We start from the raw sequence: 16,889 nt of genomic DNA on the forward strand, positions 1-16,889 counted from the left end.
CGCTAGTCGCTGTTCGCTGCTCCCGTCACGCCAGCCTTCCGGCGGCGTGGGCGAGCAAGGTGTAGACCAGCCCGGTCTCCGAGGTGAGCTGGGCACGCAGCGCCTGCGGATTGCGGTCGTCGCGTGCGACCTCGTCGAGCAGCCGCTCGAACTCGGTGATGTAGCGGTCCACCGTCTGCTTGAAGGTGCGGTCGGCGCGGTACTTGCGGGCGACCTCGTCGAACGCCTTCTGGCCGGCCGGGGTGTAGAGACGCTTGGAGAACGCCTTGGTCTCGCCGCGCTGGTAACGGTCCCACATCTCGGCCGCGAGATTGCGGTCCATCAGCCGTGCGATGTCGAGCGACAGCGACTCCAGCGGATTGCCCGACTGCTGCGCCGGACCGCGGCCACGCGGCGGCTGGGGCTGGCCGGCGGTGCTGTTGTCGGCCCGGTTGAGCAGGTCGGACAACCAGTTGTCGCTGCGCTGATCGGCGACCGGACCCATCGGCGGCGCCTCGACCCGGCGTGGCTGCGGCGGCGGGGCCGGCGGCTGCATGCCGAGATCCGGCGGCGGCAGGTTGGCGACGCTGGTCGCAGCCGGCTCGCGCAGGCGCATGTCCGGCCGGCCGCCGACGGCTGCGGCGACGATCGGCTCTTCCTGACGGATCACGGCCGCGGGGGCGGCGACCGCGGCGGGACGCGACGCGCTGACCACGTCGAGACCGCGGCCGTGATGCGCGACGATCCGGTTGAGTTCGGCCAGCGCCTCGATCTGGTCGACGATGACCTTGCGCATCTGCGCCGTGCTCTCGGCGGCCTCCTGCGGCATCTCCAGCACGCCGCGGCGCAGCTCGTTGCGCGTCGCCTCGAGCTCGCGATGCATCTCGGCGGTCATCTGCTTCATGCTCGACACCAGCGTGGCGAACTTCTCCGCCGACTGCTTGAACATCGCATCGGCTTCCTGCGTGCTCTGCTGGTAGATCTCCTGCATCTGCGACGTGGTGAGGCGGCGTTCCTCCTCCGCGTTGGCGCGGATGGCCTCGAACTGGCGGCTGAGCGCGGTCGAGCCGGCCCCCGCCGTTTCCGCCACGACCCGGGCGATGTCGCGGGCGCGCTCCTCGGCGGCCGCCAAGGACTCGTCGAGCAGGGTGGTGAAGCGCGTCAGACGCTGGTCGAGATCGGCGGTGCGCAGATCGATGGTGGTGACCAGCGATTCCAGCGTCGTCTTGCGATCCGAGATCGAGACGGTCGCATCGCGGTTGCTCTGCTCGACGATGGCCGCCGCCTCGATCAGCGCCTTGCCATGCGCGTCGAACTGGCCGGACAGCGAATTGAGATCCTCCAGCGCCCGCGAGGTCTTGGAGTTGAACACGTTGAGCTGGTCCTCGAGCGTCTGCGTCGCGGTGCCGTTGCGCGCGGTGACGTCGTTCATCGCTGTGACGAAGTCGGCCACCCGGGTGACCAGCGCCCGCTCCAGCGAGTTGAGGTTGTCGTGGGCGCCGGTCAGGACCTCCTGCAGCAGGATGTTGCCCTCGCGCAGACGTTCGAACAGGGCGACCGTATCGGTGCGCAGGATCTTGCTCGTCTCCTGCATCTCGGTGACCGCAGCCACCGAGACCTGGCGCGACTGCTCGATCGCCGCGCGCGAGGCCTGCTCCAGCTCCTTGAGCGACTTGGTGATCGCGGTGGTCGCGAGCTCTCCCGCCGAGGTGATGGTGCGGGCGACCTCGGAGCCGTTGCCATTGACGCTCTGGGCGAAGTTCTGGCCGCGGACCTCGATCGCCTTCAGCGCGTCGGTGGTGACGCGATCGATCTCGATCGTGAGCTGGTTGGTCTTCGAGTTGAGTGCCTCCACAAGGGTGCCGCGCTTGCCGTCGAGCATCTGCGACAGCCGCTCGCTCTGCTGCTGCACATAGGTGACGATCTCGTCGGTCTTGCCGGTCATGGCCGAGCCGAACGAGTTGCCGGCGGCGAGCACCGAGCGCTCGATCTCGGTCGAGGTCGACTTGACCCGCGTGGAGACCTCGTTGGAGGCGGCGACGAGCGCGCTCTGCGCATTGAGCGCGCTGCTCTGGATCGCATCGGTGGTGTTCGCCGCGACGGAATTGATGACGCGCTCGATCTCCGACGACATCGCCTTGAGCTGGCCCGCGGTGTCGGTGGAGGTGGCGGTCAGCAGGTTCTGTGCCTCGCGCGCGCCGCCGACGATCACCGCGACCGTCTCGGTCGTGGTCGTCGTCAGCACCGCCTGGGCTTCGCGTGCGCTGCCGACCAGGGTGGCCGCGGTGTCGGCCGACGTGGCGGTCAGCGACATCTGCGCCTGGCGCGCGCTGTTGAGGATCGAGGTCGCGGTATCGGCGCCGACGGACGACAGCGTCCGCTCGACGTCGACGGCCAGCGACTTGACGTGCTCGGTTGCTTCCGTCGAGGCGGTGACGAGCTTCGACTGGACGTCGCGGGCGCTGTCGACGATCGCTGCGGCGGTGCTGGTTCCGACCGCGGCGAGCGTGCGCTCGACGTCGGCCGCCAGCGACTTGACGTGATTGGCCGCTTCGGACGAAGCGCTGATCAGCGTGCTCTGCGCTTCCCGGGCGCCGCCGGTGATCGTTTCCGCGGTGGTCGTCCCCGCGATCGACAGCGAGCGCTGGACGTCGACGGTCAGCGCCTTGACCTGTTCGGCCGCTTCGCTCGATGCCGCGAGCAGGGCATGCTGGGCATCACGGGCGCCCGCCGTGATGGCTTCGGCGGTTTCCGTCCCGGCACTGGTCAGCGAGCGCTGCACGTCGGCTGCGAGCGACTTCACGTGCTCGGCCGCGTTGGAGGAGGCGGACACCAGCGTGTTCTGGACCTCGCGTGCACCGGCGAGGATCGAGGCTGCCGTGGCCGAGCCGGCGGCCGTCAGCGCCTGCTCGACGTCAACGGCGAGCGACTTGACGTGGGTGGCGGCATCGGAGGAGGCGGACACCAGCGTGTTCTGGGCCTCGCGCGCACCGGCGAGGATCGAGGCTGCGGTGGTCGAGCCTGCCGCCGTGAGCGTGCGCTCGACGTCGGCCGACAGCGACTTGATCTGGTCGGCGGTCTCGCCGGAGGCCGCGACCAGCGTGGCCTGGGCCTCGCGCGCACTGGTCAGCACGGCCTCGGCCGCGCTGCTGCCTGCGTTCGACAGGGCACGCTCGACCTCGGCGGAGGTGTTCTTCAACTGCGATCCGACGTCGGTCGAGACGTTGAGCAGCGCCTGCTGTGCCGAGCGGGCCCCGGTCTGGATGGTCTCGCTGGTGTTGACCACGAGGTTGGTCAGCGCCCGCTCCGCATCTTCCACATGCGACTTGATGCTGGCGGACAGCAGCTCGGCGCGGGTCATCAGTTCGTCGCTCGCCTGGCGACCGCTGCTCTCGATGCGGCCGGCCACGGCCTCGACGCGCGAGCCGAGCAGGTCCTCGAACTGCGACACGCGATGGTCGATGTCCTTGGCGATCGAGCCGACGCGGGTCTCGATGCCCTGATGGATGTCCTGGAAGCGCGCGGTGACGGCTTCGGTCAGCTCGTAGCTGCGGCCGTCGATGATGTTCGACAGGCTGTGGATGCGCTGATCGATCGCTTCGAGCGCCTTGTCGGTGCCGTCAGTCAGCGAGGAGGTCAGTATGTTGAGGCGGGAATCGATCGACTGGATCGCCTGCGCCGAGCCATCGGTCAGCGAGGAGGTCAGCACGGTCAGCCGCGAGTCGATCGCGTGCAGCACCTGGGCAGCGCCGTCGGTCAGCGAGTTGGACAGAGTGCCGAGGCGGCCTTCGATCGTCGAGGTGACCGAGGTCGCGCGGTTGTCGAAGTTCTCCTCGAGCGACTTGAGGCGGCCCTCGACGCTGTCGTCGAAGGTCTTGATCTTCGCATCGAGCGAGGTGTCGAGGGTGGTGATGCGGGCCTGCAGATTGGTCTCGAACTGGTTCAGCCGCTGATCCAGCGTCGCCGTGATCTCACCGCTGTTGGACGACAGCCGCGTATCGAACGTATCGACATAGGACTTGAGATTGTCGGAGATTTCCTGGGTCCGCTGGCCCATGCGCTCGACGATCTCGCCGCCATAGGTCTTCACCGTGCGGTCGAATTCGGTGATGTGCCGGGTGATCAGCGCGCCCAGCGTCGAGCTGTCGCGTGCGAAGCGCTCGGCGAGCTCGGTGCCCTGGTTCTTCACCAGCTCGTCGAAGGCGCTGATCTGGATCGACAGCGTGTCGTGGGTGCTCTCGGTCTGGCTCACGACCTTGGCGACCAGTGAATTGACGGTCGCATCGAGCGACTCGCTCGCCTTCTCGCCTGACGTGACGATGTGGCCGGACATGCGCTGGCTCGCCTCGTCGATCTTGGTGACGAGATCGCCGCTGCGCAGCTCGAGCTCCAGCAGGAGGGACTCGCCGGACGCCTTGAGCTGGTCGTGAACCTGCTCGGTTCGCACCGAGATGCCGTCGACGATGGCCGCCGTGCGCTGCTCGAACTCGCTGGTGATGCGGTCGATGCGCTCGTTGAGCATCTCGTGGACTCGGTCCGACAGGTCGGCGAACTCGTCGTGGACGTGGCCGGTCTTGAAATTGAGGCTGGTGGTGAGCCGCTCCGAGGCGTCGAGCACGGCGCGGGTGGTCTCGGCGCTGGCCTCTTCGAGCCGGTCGAGCAGATCGCCGCCGCGCTCGCCGAGCGCGAGGATCATGTTGTCGCCGGCGTTGCCGAGCGCGGCCGTGATGTGGGCGCCGCGCTCTTCCAGCGCGCCGGTGATGCTCTTGGCGACCTCGTCGACCCGCGAGGCGATCGCGTCCGAGATCAGCGCGATGTCGTGGCGAAGGTCGATCTGGACGCCCGAGATGGCGCTCCGGACCTGCTCGGCCTGGCCCACGAGGTTGTCGCGCTGATGGGCGATGTCCTGGAGCAGGGCGCGGATGCGGACCTCGTTGTCGCTGTAGGCGCGCTCGAGCGCCGCAACCTCGTTGGCGACCAGCATCTCGAGCTCGCCGGCACGCGCGATCGCGCGTTCGACGCCGTCGCCCATCGCCGCGACCTCGCGGCGGATGGCCTGGCCGACGGTCACGATGGAATCGCTGACGGCGCCTTCCGGCTCGGAGAAGCGGATCGCGACCTGCGCCATCGACTGCGCGATCATGCGCAGCTCCTGGCCGCGCCAAGCGAGGCTCGCGAGGAAATAGAACAGCAGAACCGGGGCAAAGAACACTGCGGCGAGGCCTGCCATGACCAGCACGCCGCCGCTCTGGCCGATCAGGGTCTGCAAAGCGGGCAGGAAGCCGATGGTCAGCAGGACGCAGCCGACGATCCAGATGCCTGCAAAGGCGGTTGCCAGCGTGTAGACGCCGCGTGACGGGCGGCCCTTCTGGATCGCCTGCAGCAATTGGCCGATGGTCTCGCGGTCGTCGTTGGCCGGGCGGCGCGCGGCGAGCGGCGGCGGCTCGATCTCGTCAAGGCTGCTGCGGTCGATGCCCGGACGCGAGTCGAACGAATCCAGACTGGACACGCCGTTCGGCATGACGGGCGGAGCCCCGTCAGCGTGGACCGAGCCCTGCGAGTCCGTGGGCGCGGACGAATCGCTGATGTTCAAAGCCTCCTGAATGGCGGACAGCGCAACTTCAGTCGGGTCTTTGACCTTTTTCGGAGTGTTCGCCATGTTGAGTCCGAGCCCTCGTCTTAATTTCGATCCGGCGAGCCGCGTACGAGTGCCCTCTCGCAACGCTCGAACCGGACGTCATCCCTCGCAGGCACCAGGGGTGGCAAATTCCGCCAGGTGACCCACTCCATCCGGGCATCATCCTATTGGCTGTGCCTGTTGAAAGAAATGGCCGTGGTTAAGAGATTCTTAATCATCGTTAACAGCAGCCGCCGTTAACACTCTAGAAGTTCTGCGAATTCCCGTTTCTGCCGTGATTGGGGCAGAGCCGGGCCCAAATCACGGCAAACCCGCGGCAATTGGGCCGGTAACAATGCATTAACCATTGTCGTGCTTGGCTTACCACAGGCGCGCGCGGCGCGCCCGGACCGGATTGCCGCCATGATTCCCGACCTTTCACGGATCGAATGGATGCCCTCGCCCCCGCTGGTTCCCGATGACGGGCCGATCAGCCTGGACCTGCTGCGCCGGATGACGCTCGGCGACAGCGCGCTCGAGCGCGAGGTGCTCGCCATGTTCTCCAGCCAGGCCGTCCGCCTGCTGGAGCGGTTGCAGGTGATGCCCGAGGACGCCGCCACCGTTGCCCACACGCTAAAGGGCTCGGCCCGCGCCGTCGGCGCGCTCGACGTCGCCGACGCGGCGGAAGGGCTCGAAGCGGCGCTGCGGGCGGGCGACCCGGCCGATGCGCTGGCCTGGCTCGGCACGGCGATCGCGCAGGCCCGCGCGGCGATTTCGGAGATGCTCGGCGCGGCCTGAGCGGCCGGCCGCAGCACTAGCGCGGAGCGGAGCGGTCCGTTATAGGACAGCCCGACCTCATTTCCTGCGCAGCACGAGCACACATGGCCAAGATCACCTTTGTCGACCATACCGGCGAATCCCGAACCGTTGACATCGAGAACGGCGCGACCGTGATGGAAGCGGCGATCCGCAATGCCATTCCCGGCATCGAGGCCGAATGTGGCGGCGCCTGCGCCTGCGCGACTTGCCATGTCTATGTCGACGAAGCCTGGCGCGAGAAGGTCGGCCCGCCGACCCCGATGGAAGAGGACATGCTCGATTTCGGCTACGACGTCCGGCCGAATTCCCGTCTTTCCTGCCAGATCAAGGTCTCCGACGAACTCGACGGCCTCGTCGTCTCCACCCCCGAGCGTCAGGCCTGACGGGTCGCCTCGCGCCCTCGTCGCCGCGCCTCCGATGATCGCCGCCAGGCCTACGCCGGCGGCGCGACCGCCACGCCGCGACGAGCCCAGGGCTGTAGCGCCGCGATGAGCTTCGGCGTCAGCGGTGCGGGCTTGCGTGTGACCTCGTCGATCAGAACCATCACGGCGGTGGCCGACGCCACGCAGCGCCCGTCCGAGAACACGACCTGCTCGCAGGTCACCGACGTACGCCCCAGCCTCACGACCCCCAGTCCCAGCTCGATCGTGCCCGGCCAGCGCAGCTCGGCCCGGAAATGCATGTCCAGCCGCACCATGATCCAGGCCAGCCCGTCCTGGGTCAGGCCATGGCGCGGGTCTTTCATCAAGGTCACCCGGCCGGTCTCGAAATAGGTCGCGTAGACCGCATTGTTGACGTGCTGGTTGGGATCGAGGTCGCCGAAACGGACATTGTCCGCGAGGCGGTAGGGAAAGTCCTCCAGGCGTGGCGCGTGGTCGCGGCGGGCCGTCTCTGTCACCGATTGATCTCCATCATTCATGTCCCCTTCAAACCCGGCTAAGCCCGCCGCTGCAAGCCGCGCGCGAGCCAGGGGCGGCTTTTGTGCCTTCCCTGCGACCACACCGTTGGCTACAAATTCGGAACCGCCATCTTGCGCCATCCGTCGAGCGGCGCCTCCAACGAGAAGAGCGACATGAGCGAAGCGATCAAGACCGATGTGCTGATCATTGGCGCGGGCCCTTGCGGACTGTTTGCCGTTTTTGAACTGGGGCTGCTCGACATCAAGGCGCATCTGATCGACATCCTCGACAAGGTCGGCGGCCAATGCGCCGAGCTGTATCCGGAGAAGCCGATCTACGACATTCCCGGCGTGCCGATGGTGACGGGGCAGGGCCTCACCGATCAATTGATGGAGCAGATCAAGCCGTTCAGTCCGACCTTCCATCTCGGCGAGATGGTCGAGAAGGTCGAAAAGATCGGCGATCCCGGTTTTCGCGTCACCACCGATGCCGGCAAGGTGTTCGAGTGCAAGGTCGTGGTGATCGCGGCCGGGGGCGGCTCGTTCCAGCCCAAGCGCCCGCCGGTGCCGGGCATCGAGGCCTATGAAGGCACCTCGGTATTCTATGCCGTGCGCAAGATGGAGCAGTTCCGCGACAAGAATGTCGTCATCGTCGGCGGCGGCGACTCCGCGCTCGACTGGACGCTCAACCTGCACCCCATCGCGAAGCGCATTACGCTCGTTCATCGCCGCGACGACTTCCGTGCCGCGCCCCACAGCGTCGAGCAGATGCGCGCGCTCGTCGCCGGCGGCAAGATGGATCTGCGCATCGGCCAGGTAACGGCGCTCGAAGGCGCCAATGGCCAGCTGTCGGCTGCGACGATCAAGGGCAACGACAACGCGGTCGAGACCGTCCCCTGCGAGATGATGCTGCCATTCTTCGGACTGACGATGAAACTCGGTCCAGTTGCCGAGTGGGGCCTCGCGCTCGAGCACAATCTCATTCCGGTCGAGACCTCTGCCTTCGAGACCTCCGTACCCGGCATCTTCGCGATCGGCGACATCAACACCTATCCTGGCAAGATCAAGCTGATCCTGTGCGGCTTCCACGAGGGCGCGCTGATGGCGCAGAAGGCGCACCGCTACGTGTATCCGGAGAAGCGGCTGGTGTTCCAGTACACGACGTCGTCGTCGAGCCTGCAGAAGAAGCTCGGCGTCAACTAATTTGTCGGCGGTATGGAACCTTCCGCCGCCGGACCAACTCAAATGTGAAGAAATGTTTCCTGCGCGTGCCGGTTTCACCGGCGCGCCAGACCTGTTATGGGGCTGGAACGATGCATGAAACGGCCGTACTGTGCGGCCATTCATTTTGTGACTTGGTCAAGGTGAGATGATGATGCGCAATGCGTTTCCCCGACTTCGGCTGGTGCCTGATGTGACGAAGCTCGCGATCGGCGCGCTCGTCGTTGCCGGTGCTCTGCTGATGCGGCCTGCGCTAGCGGCTGAGCCGACCGCGGCCGGTCTGTGGCAGAAGGTCGAGGATGGCAGGCCCGTCGGCTGGTTTCTCTTCATCGACCACGACGGCGTTTTCGAGGGCGTGATCGCCAAGACGTTTCCGCGTCCCGGCGACAATCCGAACGAGGTCTGTTCGAAGTGCAGCGATGACCGCAAGAATGCGCCGGTGCTCGGCATCTCCTTCGTGCGCGACATGAAGCGCGAGGGCCTGAAATACGAAGGCGGCAACGTGCTCAATCCGCGCGACGGCAACATCTGGAAGGCCAATATGCGGGTCAGTCCGGACGGGCAGACGCTGATCCTGCACGGCTATCTCGGCATCTCGCTGTTTGGCAAGGACGAGACCTGGACCCGCCTGCCGGACAGCAACATGGCGCAGATCGATCCTGCGATCCTCGCCAAATATCTGCCCTCGCAGGCGACGACGGCAACCGGCTCCGCCACCAAGCAGGCGCCTCCGATGATGAAGAAGCCGGCTGCAGTCAAGTAGACTGCTTCCGAACTGCGACCGTCCTCGCTCCTGGCCGACAAGGGATCGCGATCTCGGACACCGCGTCGGCGAAGAGCTTGATCCAGATCAACCGCGTGGTCGAGGACAAGGTCTCCATGATCATTCGAGCGTTGCTTGCCGGTGATCGTGCAGGCCATTGGCCGCAGCGGTCGGAATTCGACGAGGGAGCGATGCTGATGCTGCGTTGGATAATCGCGGGGAGCGCGGCCATCTCCATGATCCCGATCGCCGCTGCTCAGACCTATGAGTCCAATTATCCTGTCTGCCTACAAAGGTGGGAATGGGGTGGTAGCACCTATGTCGAATGCACCTATACGTCCTGGGATCAGTGTCGAAGGGCAGGCCGGGGCCTCGCGGCCATGTGCGTGAACAACCCATATTGGGTACAAGGACAATCAGGATCGCTTGGCGGTGGTCGCCGTCGATTTGCGCGCTGAGCGTTGGGACGTCGAGGCCGACACGTTCTTTCGAGGCGGCCCGGCTCTCCATCCGCTCCCAACTCCCCATGAGGCTCTGCAATCTCGCCGCTCCACAGCCTTTGTTCCTGAGCGCCCGCTCACGGAGGGCGTCCCGAAAGACGGTATGCGGAGCGGAGCGCTTCAGGCTGTTCTTCCTCTGCGATCCCTACCCGAATGGCCGACTACTGCCTCACCATGCCCGCCGGCGGCAGCGGCTGGCTGGTGACGTTGGGCTCGGCCGCATCGAGGTTGAGCACTTGCGCCGCGGCCGGAAAGGCGGCGTCGGCCATCGCGGCATGGCCCTCCGCCGTCGGATGCACGGCGCCGCCATAGACCGCGGACAGCACGCCCCAGCTCGCATCGTGGATGTCGGAGGGCTGCATCGCCGCCGGCAGCCCTTGCGGATAGGTCATCGCCGAGAAGTAGCTGTCGTTGGCATCGCGGATCCAGCGCGCGCGCGGCAGATAGGGACGATACTCGCTGGCGCCGCGGCCGCACAGCAGCGGCTCGTTGGCGGCGCTGACGATGTTCGGATCGAAGCTGGCGCCGTCGGCCGAAAAGCATTCGCGGTCGAACGGCGGATCCTGCGTCGAGCGGGCGCAGAAGCCGTGATCGGCAAACGCGGCCTGATGCGCGTCAACGAAGGTCATGCGGTCGGCCTGCGGATCGCGGCACAGGACTCCCGCGGTACATTGCGCCAGCCCGCGTAGTGACGGCAGGAACTCGTTCTCGACGAAGCCCGCGACCTTGGCGAGCCGCTGCGGATTGGCATTGAACGATGGGTGGATATCGAAACCGGCCGGACCACCCGGGCAGGGCGTGCCGGGGCCGCTCAGTGCCGGGTTGCCGTAGGAGGTGTAGATGACGTGCGAGAGGTCGCCGACCAGCGGCTTCAGCGCCTCGCGCAGCTTGGCAAAACCCTGCGGCAGGTCGCGCGCCAGCTCGCTGCGCGATTCCTCGACCGAGCCGATCACGCCTGAGCGTTTGAACAGCGTGCGTTCGGTCGGCGTATCGACGATGACGTCGGCGACGAGACCGGAGAAGTTGATGTCGTTGGCGCCGATCGACAGCAGAATCAGATCGAGCTTGCGGTCCGGCTGGCGACGCTTGGCCGCGGTCAGCGCCTCGCGCAGCTCGCCGAGCTGGCCGTTGACGCTGCCGGCGCAGGTGGTCGCGGCGCGGCCCGGCGTGCATTCGCGCGCGCGCTGGCTGCCGAACAGGCCGTCGGCGATGGTGGCGCCGGTGCAGGCGAGCGGCAGGTAGGTGACCGCGACGTGCGGATAGCGCACCGCGAGCGCCAGCGCCGTGCGGGTCTGGTAGCTGTAGAGCGAGCGATGGCAGGCCGCGTTGAGCCAGACCGCGCTGTGCTTCTGCCAGTTCTGCAGCGTGTCCGGCGCCTCGCAGGCGCGGCCGCCTTTGAAGCCGGCCCGGCTCGGCCGATAATATTGCGCGGTCGGGCCGCCGAGATAGGAGCGGAAGCAGAAGCCGTCGTCGGCGAGCGCGATCGGGCGGTCGGGATTGCCCTCGCCGGAGGCGATGCTGTCGCCGAGGCCGGCGATCAGGACGTCGCGGACCTGGATTCCGGTCGAGACCTGCTGCGTGCCTTCCGGGCTGGCGACATCGACGGATGCGACGGTCTGGCGGCCGTAGCGGACGCGCAGGTTGACCGGTTCGGCGCAGTCGAATGTCGAGGTCTGCGGCCCGTCGCCGTCGTCGAACGACCACGCGCAGGTGGCGCCGACCGGGACCGGGCCGGTCAGGCGCACCGTGACCGGATGGTCGATCGGCGTGAGATAGCTTTCCTTGACGTTGTCGCGCGTGCACGGCTCGTTGATGCGGCCGGCGAGGTCGATGCAGAGCCGGTTGACGACGTTCCGGGCCCAGCCGCGGCCGTCGCTCTGCACCGCCAACGCCTGCTCGGCGGCGAGGATGGAGCGGTCGCGCGTGCTCTCGGTATGCAGCAGGAAGTCGCGCTCCTCCCGGAAGAGACGGAAGCGGTTGCGCACCTCCCAGCTGATCTGCAGCGGCGCTGCGCCGAACTGCGCGGCCGCCTCGGTGGCGGCGAGAGGGGCGAGCAGGCCGGCCAGGACGCAGGCGGCGAGCAGCGGACGAAGGGGCATTCGGGTCATGCGCAAGGATTCACGTCAGCGATGGGGCGGAAATAAGAGGATCGCACGCGAGTTCAACCGGTCGAGGGTCGAACCGTCGCGTCATCCGCGAGACGATTGTTGCTCAGCGCTGGGAGTGGCGCTTGATGCGCTGGGGAACCGCGGCGGGCGCCGTGGCTGCGGCGCGCTTGGCGGCGACCTCGTCCTCGCAGGCTGAGTTCAGCCGGCGCCGCTCCTGCCACGGCTTCACGACGTTCAGCCAGAGTTCCCTGATGCCCATGATGGAGATCGCCGTCGCAAACGGGATCACGAAATACAGCACGCGGAAAACGAGCAGGGTGGCCAGCAACTGCTCGCGGCCGAACTGCGGCAGCGCCACGAGCATCGCGGCATCGAACACGCCGATGCTGCCGGGCGCGTGGCTGGCAAAGCCGAGCAGGGTGGCGAGGATGAACACCACCGACAGCGACAGGAAATCGATCGGCGGAGCGGCGGGGACGAGGAGGTACATCGCCAGCGCGCAGAAGCCGAGGTCGACCACTCCGATCAGGATCTGCACGAGCGTGAGCTGCGCCGAGGGCAGCACCACCTTCCAGCCGTTCTGGCCGAGCTGGCGCCGGTTCTTGCCGGCGGTCAGCCAGCCGAGATAGGCGAAGATCGCCCCCAGGATGCCGATCGCGATCAGCTGGTTCACCGCCGGGGGCAACTGGTCCATCGCGGTGGCGGCGGCCGGATGCAAGGTCATGCCGATGCCGAGTACGAACAGATTGCCGAGCCAGAAGGTCAGGCCTGACAGGAAGCAGATCTTGGCGACGTCGATCGCGGACAGGCCGTAGTCGGAGTAGATCCGGAACCGAATGGCGCCGCCGGTGAACACGGTGGCGCCGATGTTGTGGCCGATCGAATAGCTGGTGAAGGCGCTCATCGCCGCGATGCGATAGGGCACGTGTTTCTTGCCAATCGTTCGCAGTGCAAAATAGTCATAGAAGGTCAGCGTGCAGAACGCGCCGACCACACACAAGGCCGCGAGGGCGATGTGACCGGGCGGGATTTCGGTGAGCGCGGTCAGGATGACGCCGGCATCGACGCCCTTCAGCGTACGCACGAGTGTCGTGATCGCGAAGGCGATGATCGCAAGGCTCGCTGCAATCCCCAGCCGCTTCCAGCCGATCCATTTCTTGAAGCCACGCCCAAGCGTGGTCAGCAGGCGCTGCATTCATCCTCCCGGCGGGGCGGTACTAGATCTTGGAAAAGAGGCGAAACCATTGATCGATGGGGCGGGCAATTCGTGACAGCCTGTTCCTTATGCTAAAATGCGCGCCTTGTGCAGTCCTTGACACAGCTCAGCTCCGACCCATGCGGCGCGGGTCTGTCACACTCCGGTCACATAGCTGGCGGCCCGTCCGCCTCAATTCGGTCCAACTGGTCGCCCGCGCGGTTCACGAGAACCCTCGTCCCTGCGACCGGTTCGGCAGGGGCGGTACGCCGGAACAACCGCCGTAGCCGCCGGTTAGCGCACAGCGAACATGGCGACGATCGGTCAGGGGAGGGACCTCCCATGTTCCGAACCGAGAGGACGTGAAACAAATGGGACTGTTCACCAAGGACATCAAGACGATGAACGATCTGTTCGTTCATCAGCTGCAGGACATCTATTACGCCGAGAACCAGCTCGTCAAAGCGCTGCCGAAGATGGCGGACAAGGCGACGGATCAGAAGCTCAAGCAGGGCTTTCTGACCCATCTCGACGAAACCAGGACGCATGTGAAGCGGCTCGAGCAGGTGTTCGAGATGCACGGCATTGCGCCCAAGGCGGTCGACTGTCCGGCGATCGACGGCATCATCGAGGAGGCCGAGGAGGTCGCCGGCGAGGTCGCGGACAAGACGGTGCTCGACGCCGCCCTGATCAACGCCGGTCAGGCGGCGGAGCACTATGAGATCACCCGCTATGGCAGCCTGATCGCCTGGGCCAAGCAACTCGGCCGCAGCGACTGTGCCGCCGTCCTGCAGAAGACGCTCGACGAGGAGAAGGCGACCGACATGAAGCTGACCAAGCTCGCCGAGACCAGCGTCAATCTGCGCGCCGCGAGCTGATCGCGCCATCGTTGATGAGACAAAACGCCGCGCGGACATCCCGCGCGGCGTCGTCGCATCCGGATGCCGCGCGTCAGCTCTTACGCAACGCGAAATTGGCGCCGCAGAACGCCATCAGGGCGCCGAGGCAGAGCGCGGCGAGGCCGGCCAGCACACCCGAGGCCGATGGCACCGGGCTCGGGCCGGAGATCGCCTGGCCGATGCCGGCCAGCATCAGCACGCCGACCACGACCAGGAAGTTGCGCATCCGCTGCGGGATCTCGCCCGATACCGCGCTGTGCATGATGTTGGCGATGAAATAGCCCGAGGAGAAGCCGACGGTGGCGATCAGCCACCAGGCGATCGCCGATCCCGCCGGCATGAAGGCGCCGCTCTCGGTCTGCCACAGGCCGCCGAGATCGAGGCCGTAGCGGGCGCCGAGCATGTGCACCGCCAGCGCCAGCAGCACGCCGGCGGCCATCGCTCCGGCCAGGATCAGGTGGCGCGGAAAATAGATCGTTTCGCTCATGCTCCGTTTGTAGGATAAGGCGCGCGCCACACGCAACAGGACCGATCCATTTCCGAGCGCACCACCACGGCCGGCGATGATGCGATCCGCTACGCCTACAAGGCGTCGCTGATCGGGGCCGCGCACCAGTTCGAGCTGACCGGGCAGGGGCTGTCGTGGCGGTTCGCCGGCCGGACCGGCCTGTGGCCTTACGCCGACATCGCCGCGATCCGGCTGTCCTACCGACCGGTGTCGATGCAGGCGAGGCGTTTTCGGGCCGACATCACCCATCGCGATGGCCGCCGCCTCAGCATCATCTCCGTCTCGTGGCAGACGGCGGCCCTGATGGCGCCGCAGAGCGAGGCCTATCGTGCTTTCATCCTCGGCCTGCATGCGCGGCTCGCCTTCAGCGGCAGCAGCGCCCGGCTGACCGCGGGCCTCGGCCGCGTCACCTACGGCGCGGCGCTCGCCGCGATTGCGCTGCTCGCCGTGGCGATGGCCGGGCTTCTGGTGCGCGCGCTCGTCATCGCCGAATGGTCGGGCGCGTTGTTCCTGATCGGATTCGCCGCGCTGTTCGCCTGGTATGTCGGCGGCTTCATCACCCGCAACAGGCCGCGCAGCTACACGTTCACGGAGATTCCGGCCGCGCTGCTGCCGTGATCACGCAACCTCATCGCCGGTCACCGAATGTGATCATGCAGATTTCGCGCGCCATGCCAGAGTGAGCGAGTCGCTTTCGGAGAGGACCGATGCAGGATCGCGCGCTGCGCAGACCGGATGACGCCGAGATCGCCGCGGTCAACGCGCGGCATTTCGCCGATACGCCGCTGCGGCCGGCCGATCTCCTGTTCGTGTTCGGGACCCGCGTCGACGAGGAGCTGCGTGCCGAGACGGCGGTGAAGCTGTGGCAGCAAGGCTACTTCCGCCACGCCATCGTCAGCGGTGGGATCACGCCGGGCGCTGATCTTTCGGAGTGTACGCTGATCAAGGCCGCCATGGTGGGGCGCGGCATTCCGGCCGAGCGCATCCTCGAAGAGCACCACGCCACGAATACCGGCGAGAACGTCGCGTTCGCGCTGCCGGTGATCGACGCCGCGCTCGGCCTCGCCAATGTCGGCAGCGTGATCTGCCTCGGCAACAGCTGGACCGCTCGGCGCTACGCGATGACCCTGCAGCGCCACTGGCCCGAAGTCGAGAAGATGCTGCTGACGGTCGATAGCTTCGGCGTACCGCGGCAGTTGTGGCACACCCATCCGGAGTTCCGCCGCCGCGTGCTCAGCGAATGGGACAAGATCGAACCTTATAAGGCGAAGGGCTTCATCGCGGAGTGGCCGTGATCTCAGAGGAAGCCGGAATGGCAGCAACAAGCTCCGTCATTGCGAGGAGCGAAGCGACGAAGCAATCCAGAATCTTCGCGGAGCCCTGGATTGCTTCGCTTCGCTCGCAATGACGGTTAGCACCAAATTGAATCCATTAAACCCGACATGCAGAACGTTTGGACGCCTGCACCGTTACGGGCCAGCATTCACTTCAGACCAAAGAGGGAGCTTATATTTGCGAGCGCCATAACGATAGTGGGCCGCCATGATCAAGCCGAACAGAACCCCGGCAACGACGGCTCCGGTGATCGCCACGACACCGGACCCGCTCACCTTGGACCAAACGAATATCCACATGATGGCTCCCCAGGCGGTGCCAAACCACGCCGCCGTAAAGGCGAAGTTGAAGCCGAAGCTGGCGAAATGCGGTGGTGGCAAGGGCAATCCGAGGCGCCAGAGCAAGCGATAAAGCGGAGGCTCGTAACTGCTTCGCCACATGCCGGTTGCAGCCAGGATGGCCAATGCGGAATCCAGTCTTGACGGGGAGCTCATGGGGTATCTGCACTCGAATTCGCAACCGACCGTTTCATCTGCCGAGCTTAAGGAACCCGTTTGCGTCAGCCAAGTCTTGATATCAGCCAAGTCTTGATATCGAGGGGAGCTGACGCTCAAGGCCTGACCACCAGCACCGAGCACTTCGCGTAGCGCACCACGTGCCCCGCGTTGCTGCCGAGGAAGTAGGTGCGCATCGCCGGGCGGTGCGAGGTCATCACGATCAGGTCGGCGTTGACCTTGGCCGCCTCCTCGAGGATCTCGTGATAGATGCCGCCCTGGCGTACCGTGTAACTGATGCGCTCGGCCGGGATGCCGGATTCGCGCGCCACGATCGACAGCGCTTCCTCGGCGGTCTCGCGCTGCTGCGCATCGAAATCGGCCGGGACGTATTCGGCGAGCATCACCGGCGTCATCGGCATCACGTTGAGCAGATGCACGGTGCCGCTCCAGGTCTGCGCCAGCGTGGCCGCGGTGGCGATGGCCGGCTTGGCGAGGTCGGTGTCAGCCAGATCGATCGGCACCAGAATCGAGTTGAACATCGAAGGTCCTC

At 66.3% G+C, this 16,889-nt stretch carries 15 protein-coding genes; 8 read left to right on the plus strand and 7 right to left on the minus strand.

Annotated features, from left to right (window positions below; translation table 11 throughout):
- Positions 1 to 25: 25 nt before the first annotated feature.
- Positions 26 to 5,638 carry a methyl-accepting chemotaxis protein gene (locus tag QX073_RS10160; protein WP_315753166.1) on the minus strand — a complete coding sequence of 1,871 codons (5,613 nt, stop codon included), beginning with the start codon at positions 5,636 to 5,638 and terminating at the stop codon, positions 26 to 28.
- Between the two features lie 381 nt (positions 5,639 to 6,019).
- Here QX073_RS10160 and QX073_RS10165 point away from each other — a divergent pair, with 381 nt between their 5' ends.
- The gene (locus tag QX073_RS10165) at positions 6,020 to 6,394 is read left to right on the plus strand and encodes an Hpt domain-containing protein (RefSeq protein WP_315753165.1); all 375 of its coding nucleotides are present in this window, start codon (positions 6,020 to 6,022) and stop codon (positions 6,392 to 6,394) included.
- 83 nt (positions 6,395 to 6,477) lie between these two features.
- Positions 6,478 to 6,798, plus strand: coding sequence for a 2Fe-2S iron-sulfur cluster-binding protein (locus QX073_RS10170; RefSeq protein ID WP_006609837.1), 321 nt, complete (start codon positions 6,478 to 6,480; stop codon positions 6,796 to 6,798).
- Between the two features lie 50 nt (positions 6,799 to 6,848).
- Here QX073_RS10170 and QX073_RS10175 read toward each other — a convergent pair whose 3' ends face one another.
- Positions 6,849 to 7,313, minus strand: coding sequence for an acyl-CoA thioesterase (locus tag QX073_RS10175; RefSeq protein ID WP_316225703.1), 465 nt, complete (start codon positions 7,311 to 7,313; stop codon positions 6,849 to 6,851).
- Between the two features lie 174 nt (positions 7,314 to 7,487).
- On the opposite strand from QX073_RS10175, the gene QX073_RS10180 reads away from it, so the two are divergent.
- The 3 genes from QX073_RS10180 to QX073_RS10190 all read left to right on the plus strand — a co-directional run bounded on the left by QX073_RS10180 (position 7,488) and on the right by QX073_RS10190 (position 9,755).
- On the plus strand, positions 7,488 to 8,516 hold the full coding sequence (locus QX073_RS10180) for an NAD(P)/FAD-dependent oxidoreductase (protein WP_315712687.1): 1,029 nt from the start codon (positions 7,488 to 7,490) through the stop codon (positions 8,514 to 8,516).
- 172 nt (positions 8,517 to 8,688) lie between these two features.
- Positions 8,689 to 9,297 (plus strand): DUF2147 domain-containing protein, encoded by a 609-nt coding sequence (locus QX073_RS10185; protein ID WP_316225704.1) that lies wholly within the window; start codon positions 8,689 to 8,691, stop codon positions 9,295 to 9,297.
- Positions 9,298 to 9,374: 77 nt separating this feature from the next.
- Complete coding sequence (locus QX073_RS10190) at positions 9,375 to 9,755, plus strand: DUF3551 domain-containing protein (RefSeq protein WP_316225705.1); 381 nt, start codon at positions 9,375 to 9,377, stop codon at positions 9,753 to 9,755.
- A gap of 203 nt (positions 9,756 to 9,958) precedes the next feature.
- On the opposite strand, the gene QX073_RS10195 is transcribed toward QX073_RS10190, so the two are convergent.
- Positions 9,959 to 11,905, minus strand: coding sequence for a hypothetical protein (locus QX073_RS10195; RefSeq protein ID WP_316225706.1), 1,947 nt, complete (start codon positions 11,903 to 11,905; stop codon positions 9,959 to 9,961).
- Positions 11,906 to 12,008: 103 nt separating this feature from the next.
- Positions 12,009 to 13,100, minus strand: coding sequence for a YbhN family protein (locus QX073_RS10200; protein ID WP_315712684.1), 1,092 nt, complete (start codon positions 13,098 to 13,100; stop codon positions 12,009 to 12,011).
- Positions 13,101 to 13,471: 371 nt separating this feature from the next.
- Between QX073_RS10200 and QX073_RS10205 the strand changes: the two genes are divergently transcribed.
- Entirely contained in the window at positions 13,472 to 13,978 is a 507-nt protein-coding gene (locus QX073_RS10205; RefSeq protein ID WP_315712683.1) for a ferritin-like domain-containing protein, read from the plus strand.
- A gap of 73 nt (positions 13,979 to 14,051) precedes the next feature.
- Here QX073_RS10205 and QX073_RS10210 read toward each other — a convergent pair whose 3' ends face one another.
- On the minus strand, positions 14,052 to 14,486 hold the full coding sequence (locus QX073_RS10210; protein WP_315738812.1) for a hypothetical protein: 435 nt from the start codon (positions 14,484 to 14,486) through the stop codon (positions 14,052 to 14,054).
- Between the two features lie 48 nt (positions 14,487 to 14,534).
- Between QX073_RS10210 and QX073_RS10215 the strand changes: the two genes are divergently transcribed.
- Positions 14,535 to 15,125, plus strand: coding sequence for a hypothetical protein (locus tag QX073_RS10215; RefSeq protein WP_409998676.1), 591 nt, complete (start codon positions 14,535 to 14,537; stop codon positions 15,123 to 15,125).
- An 89-nt stretch (positions 15,126 to 15,214) separates the two neighbouring features.
- Entirely contained in the window at positions 15,215 to 15,802 is a 588-nt protein-coding gene (locus tag QX073_RS10220; RefSeq protein WP_316225707.1) for a YdcF family protein, read from the plus strand.
- A gap of 174 nt (positions 15,803 to 15,976) precedes the next feature.
- Here the strand turns inward: QX073_RS10220 and QX073_RS10225 are convergent, their stop codons facing one another.
- Together QX073_RS10225 and QX073_RS10230 are read right to left on the minus strand one after the other, a co-directional pair.
- Positions 15,977 to 16,336 (minus strand): DUF6404 family protein, encoded by a 360-nt coding sequence (locus QX073_RS10225; protein ID WP_316225788.1) that lies wholly within the window; start codon positions 16,334 to 16,336, stop codon positions 15,977 to 15,979.
- A gap of 116 nt (positions 16,337 to 16,452) precedes the next feature.
- Positions 16,453 to 16,878 (minus strand): universal stress protein, encoded by a 426-nt coding sequence (locus QX073_RS10230; protein WP_315712676.1) that lies wholly within the window; start codon positions 16,876 to 16,878, stop codon positions 16,453 to 16,455.
- Positions 16,879 to 16,889: the final 11 nt, after the last annotated feature.

Origin of the sequence: Bradyrhizobium sp. SZCCHNS3052, from assembly GCF_032484495.1 — a bacterium.
Lineage (GTDB): Bacteria > Pseudomonadota > Alphaproteobacteria > Rhizobiales > Xanthobacteraceae > Bradyrhizobium.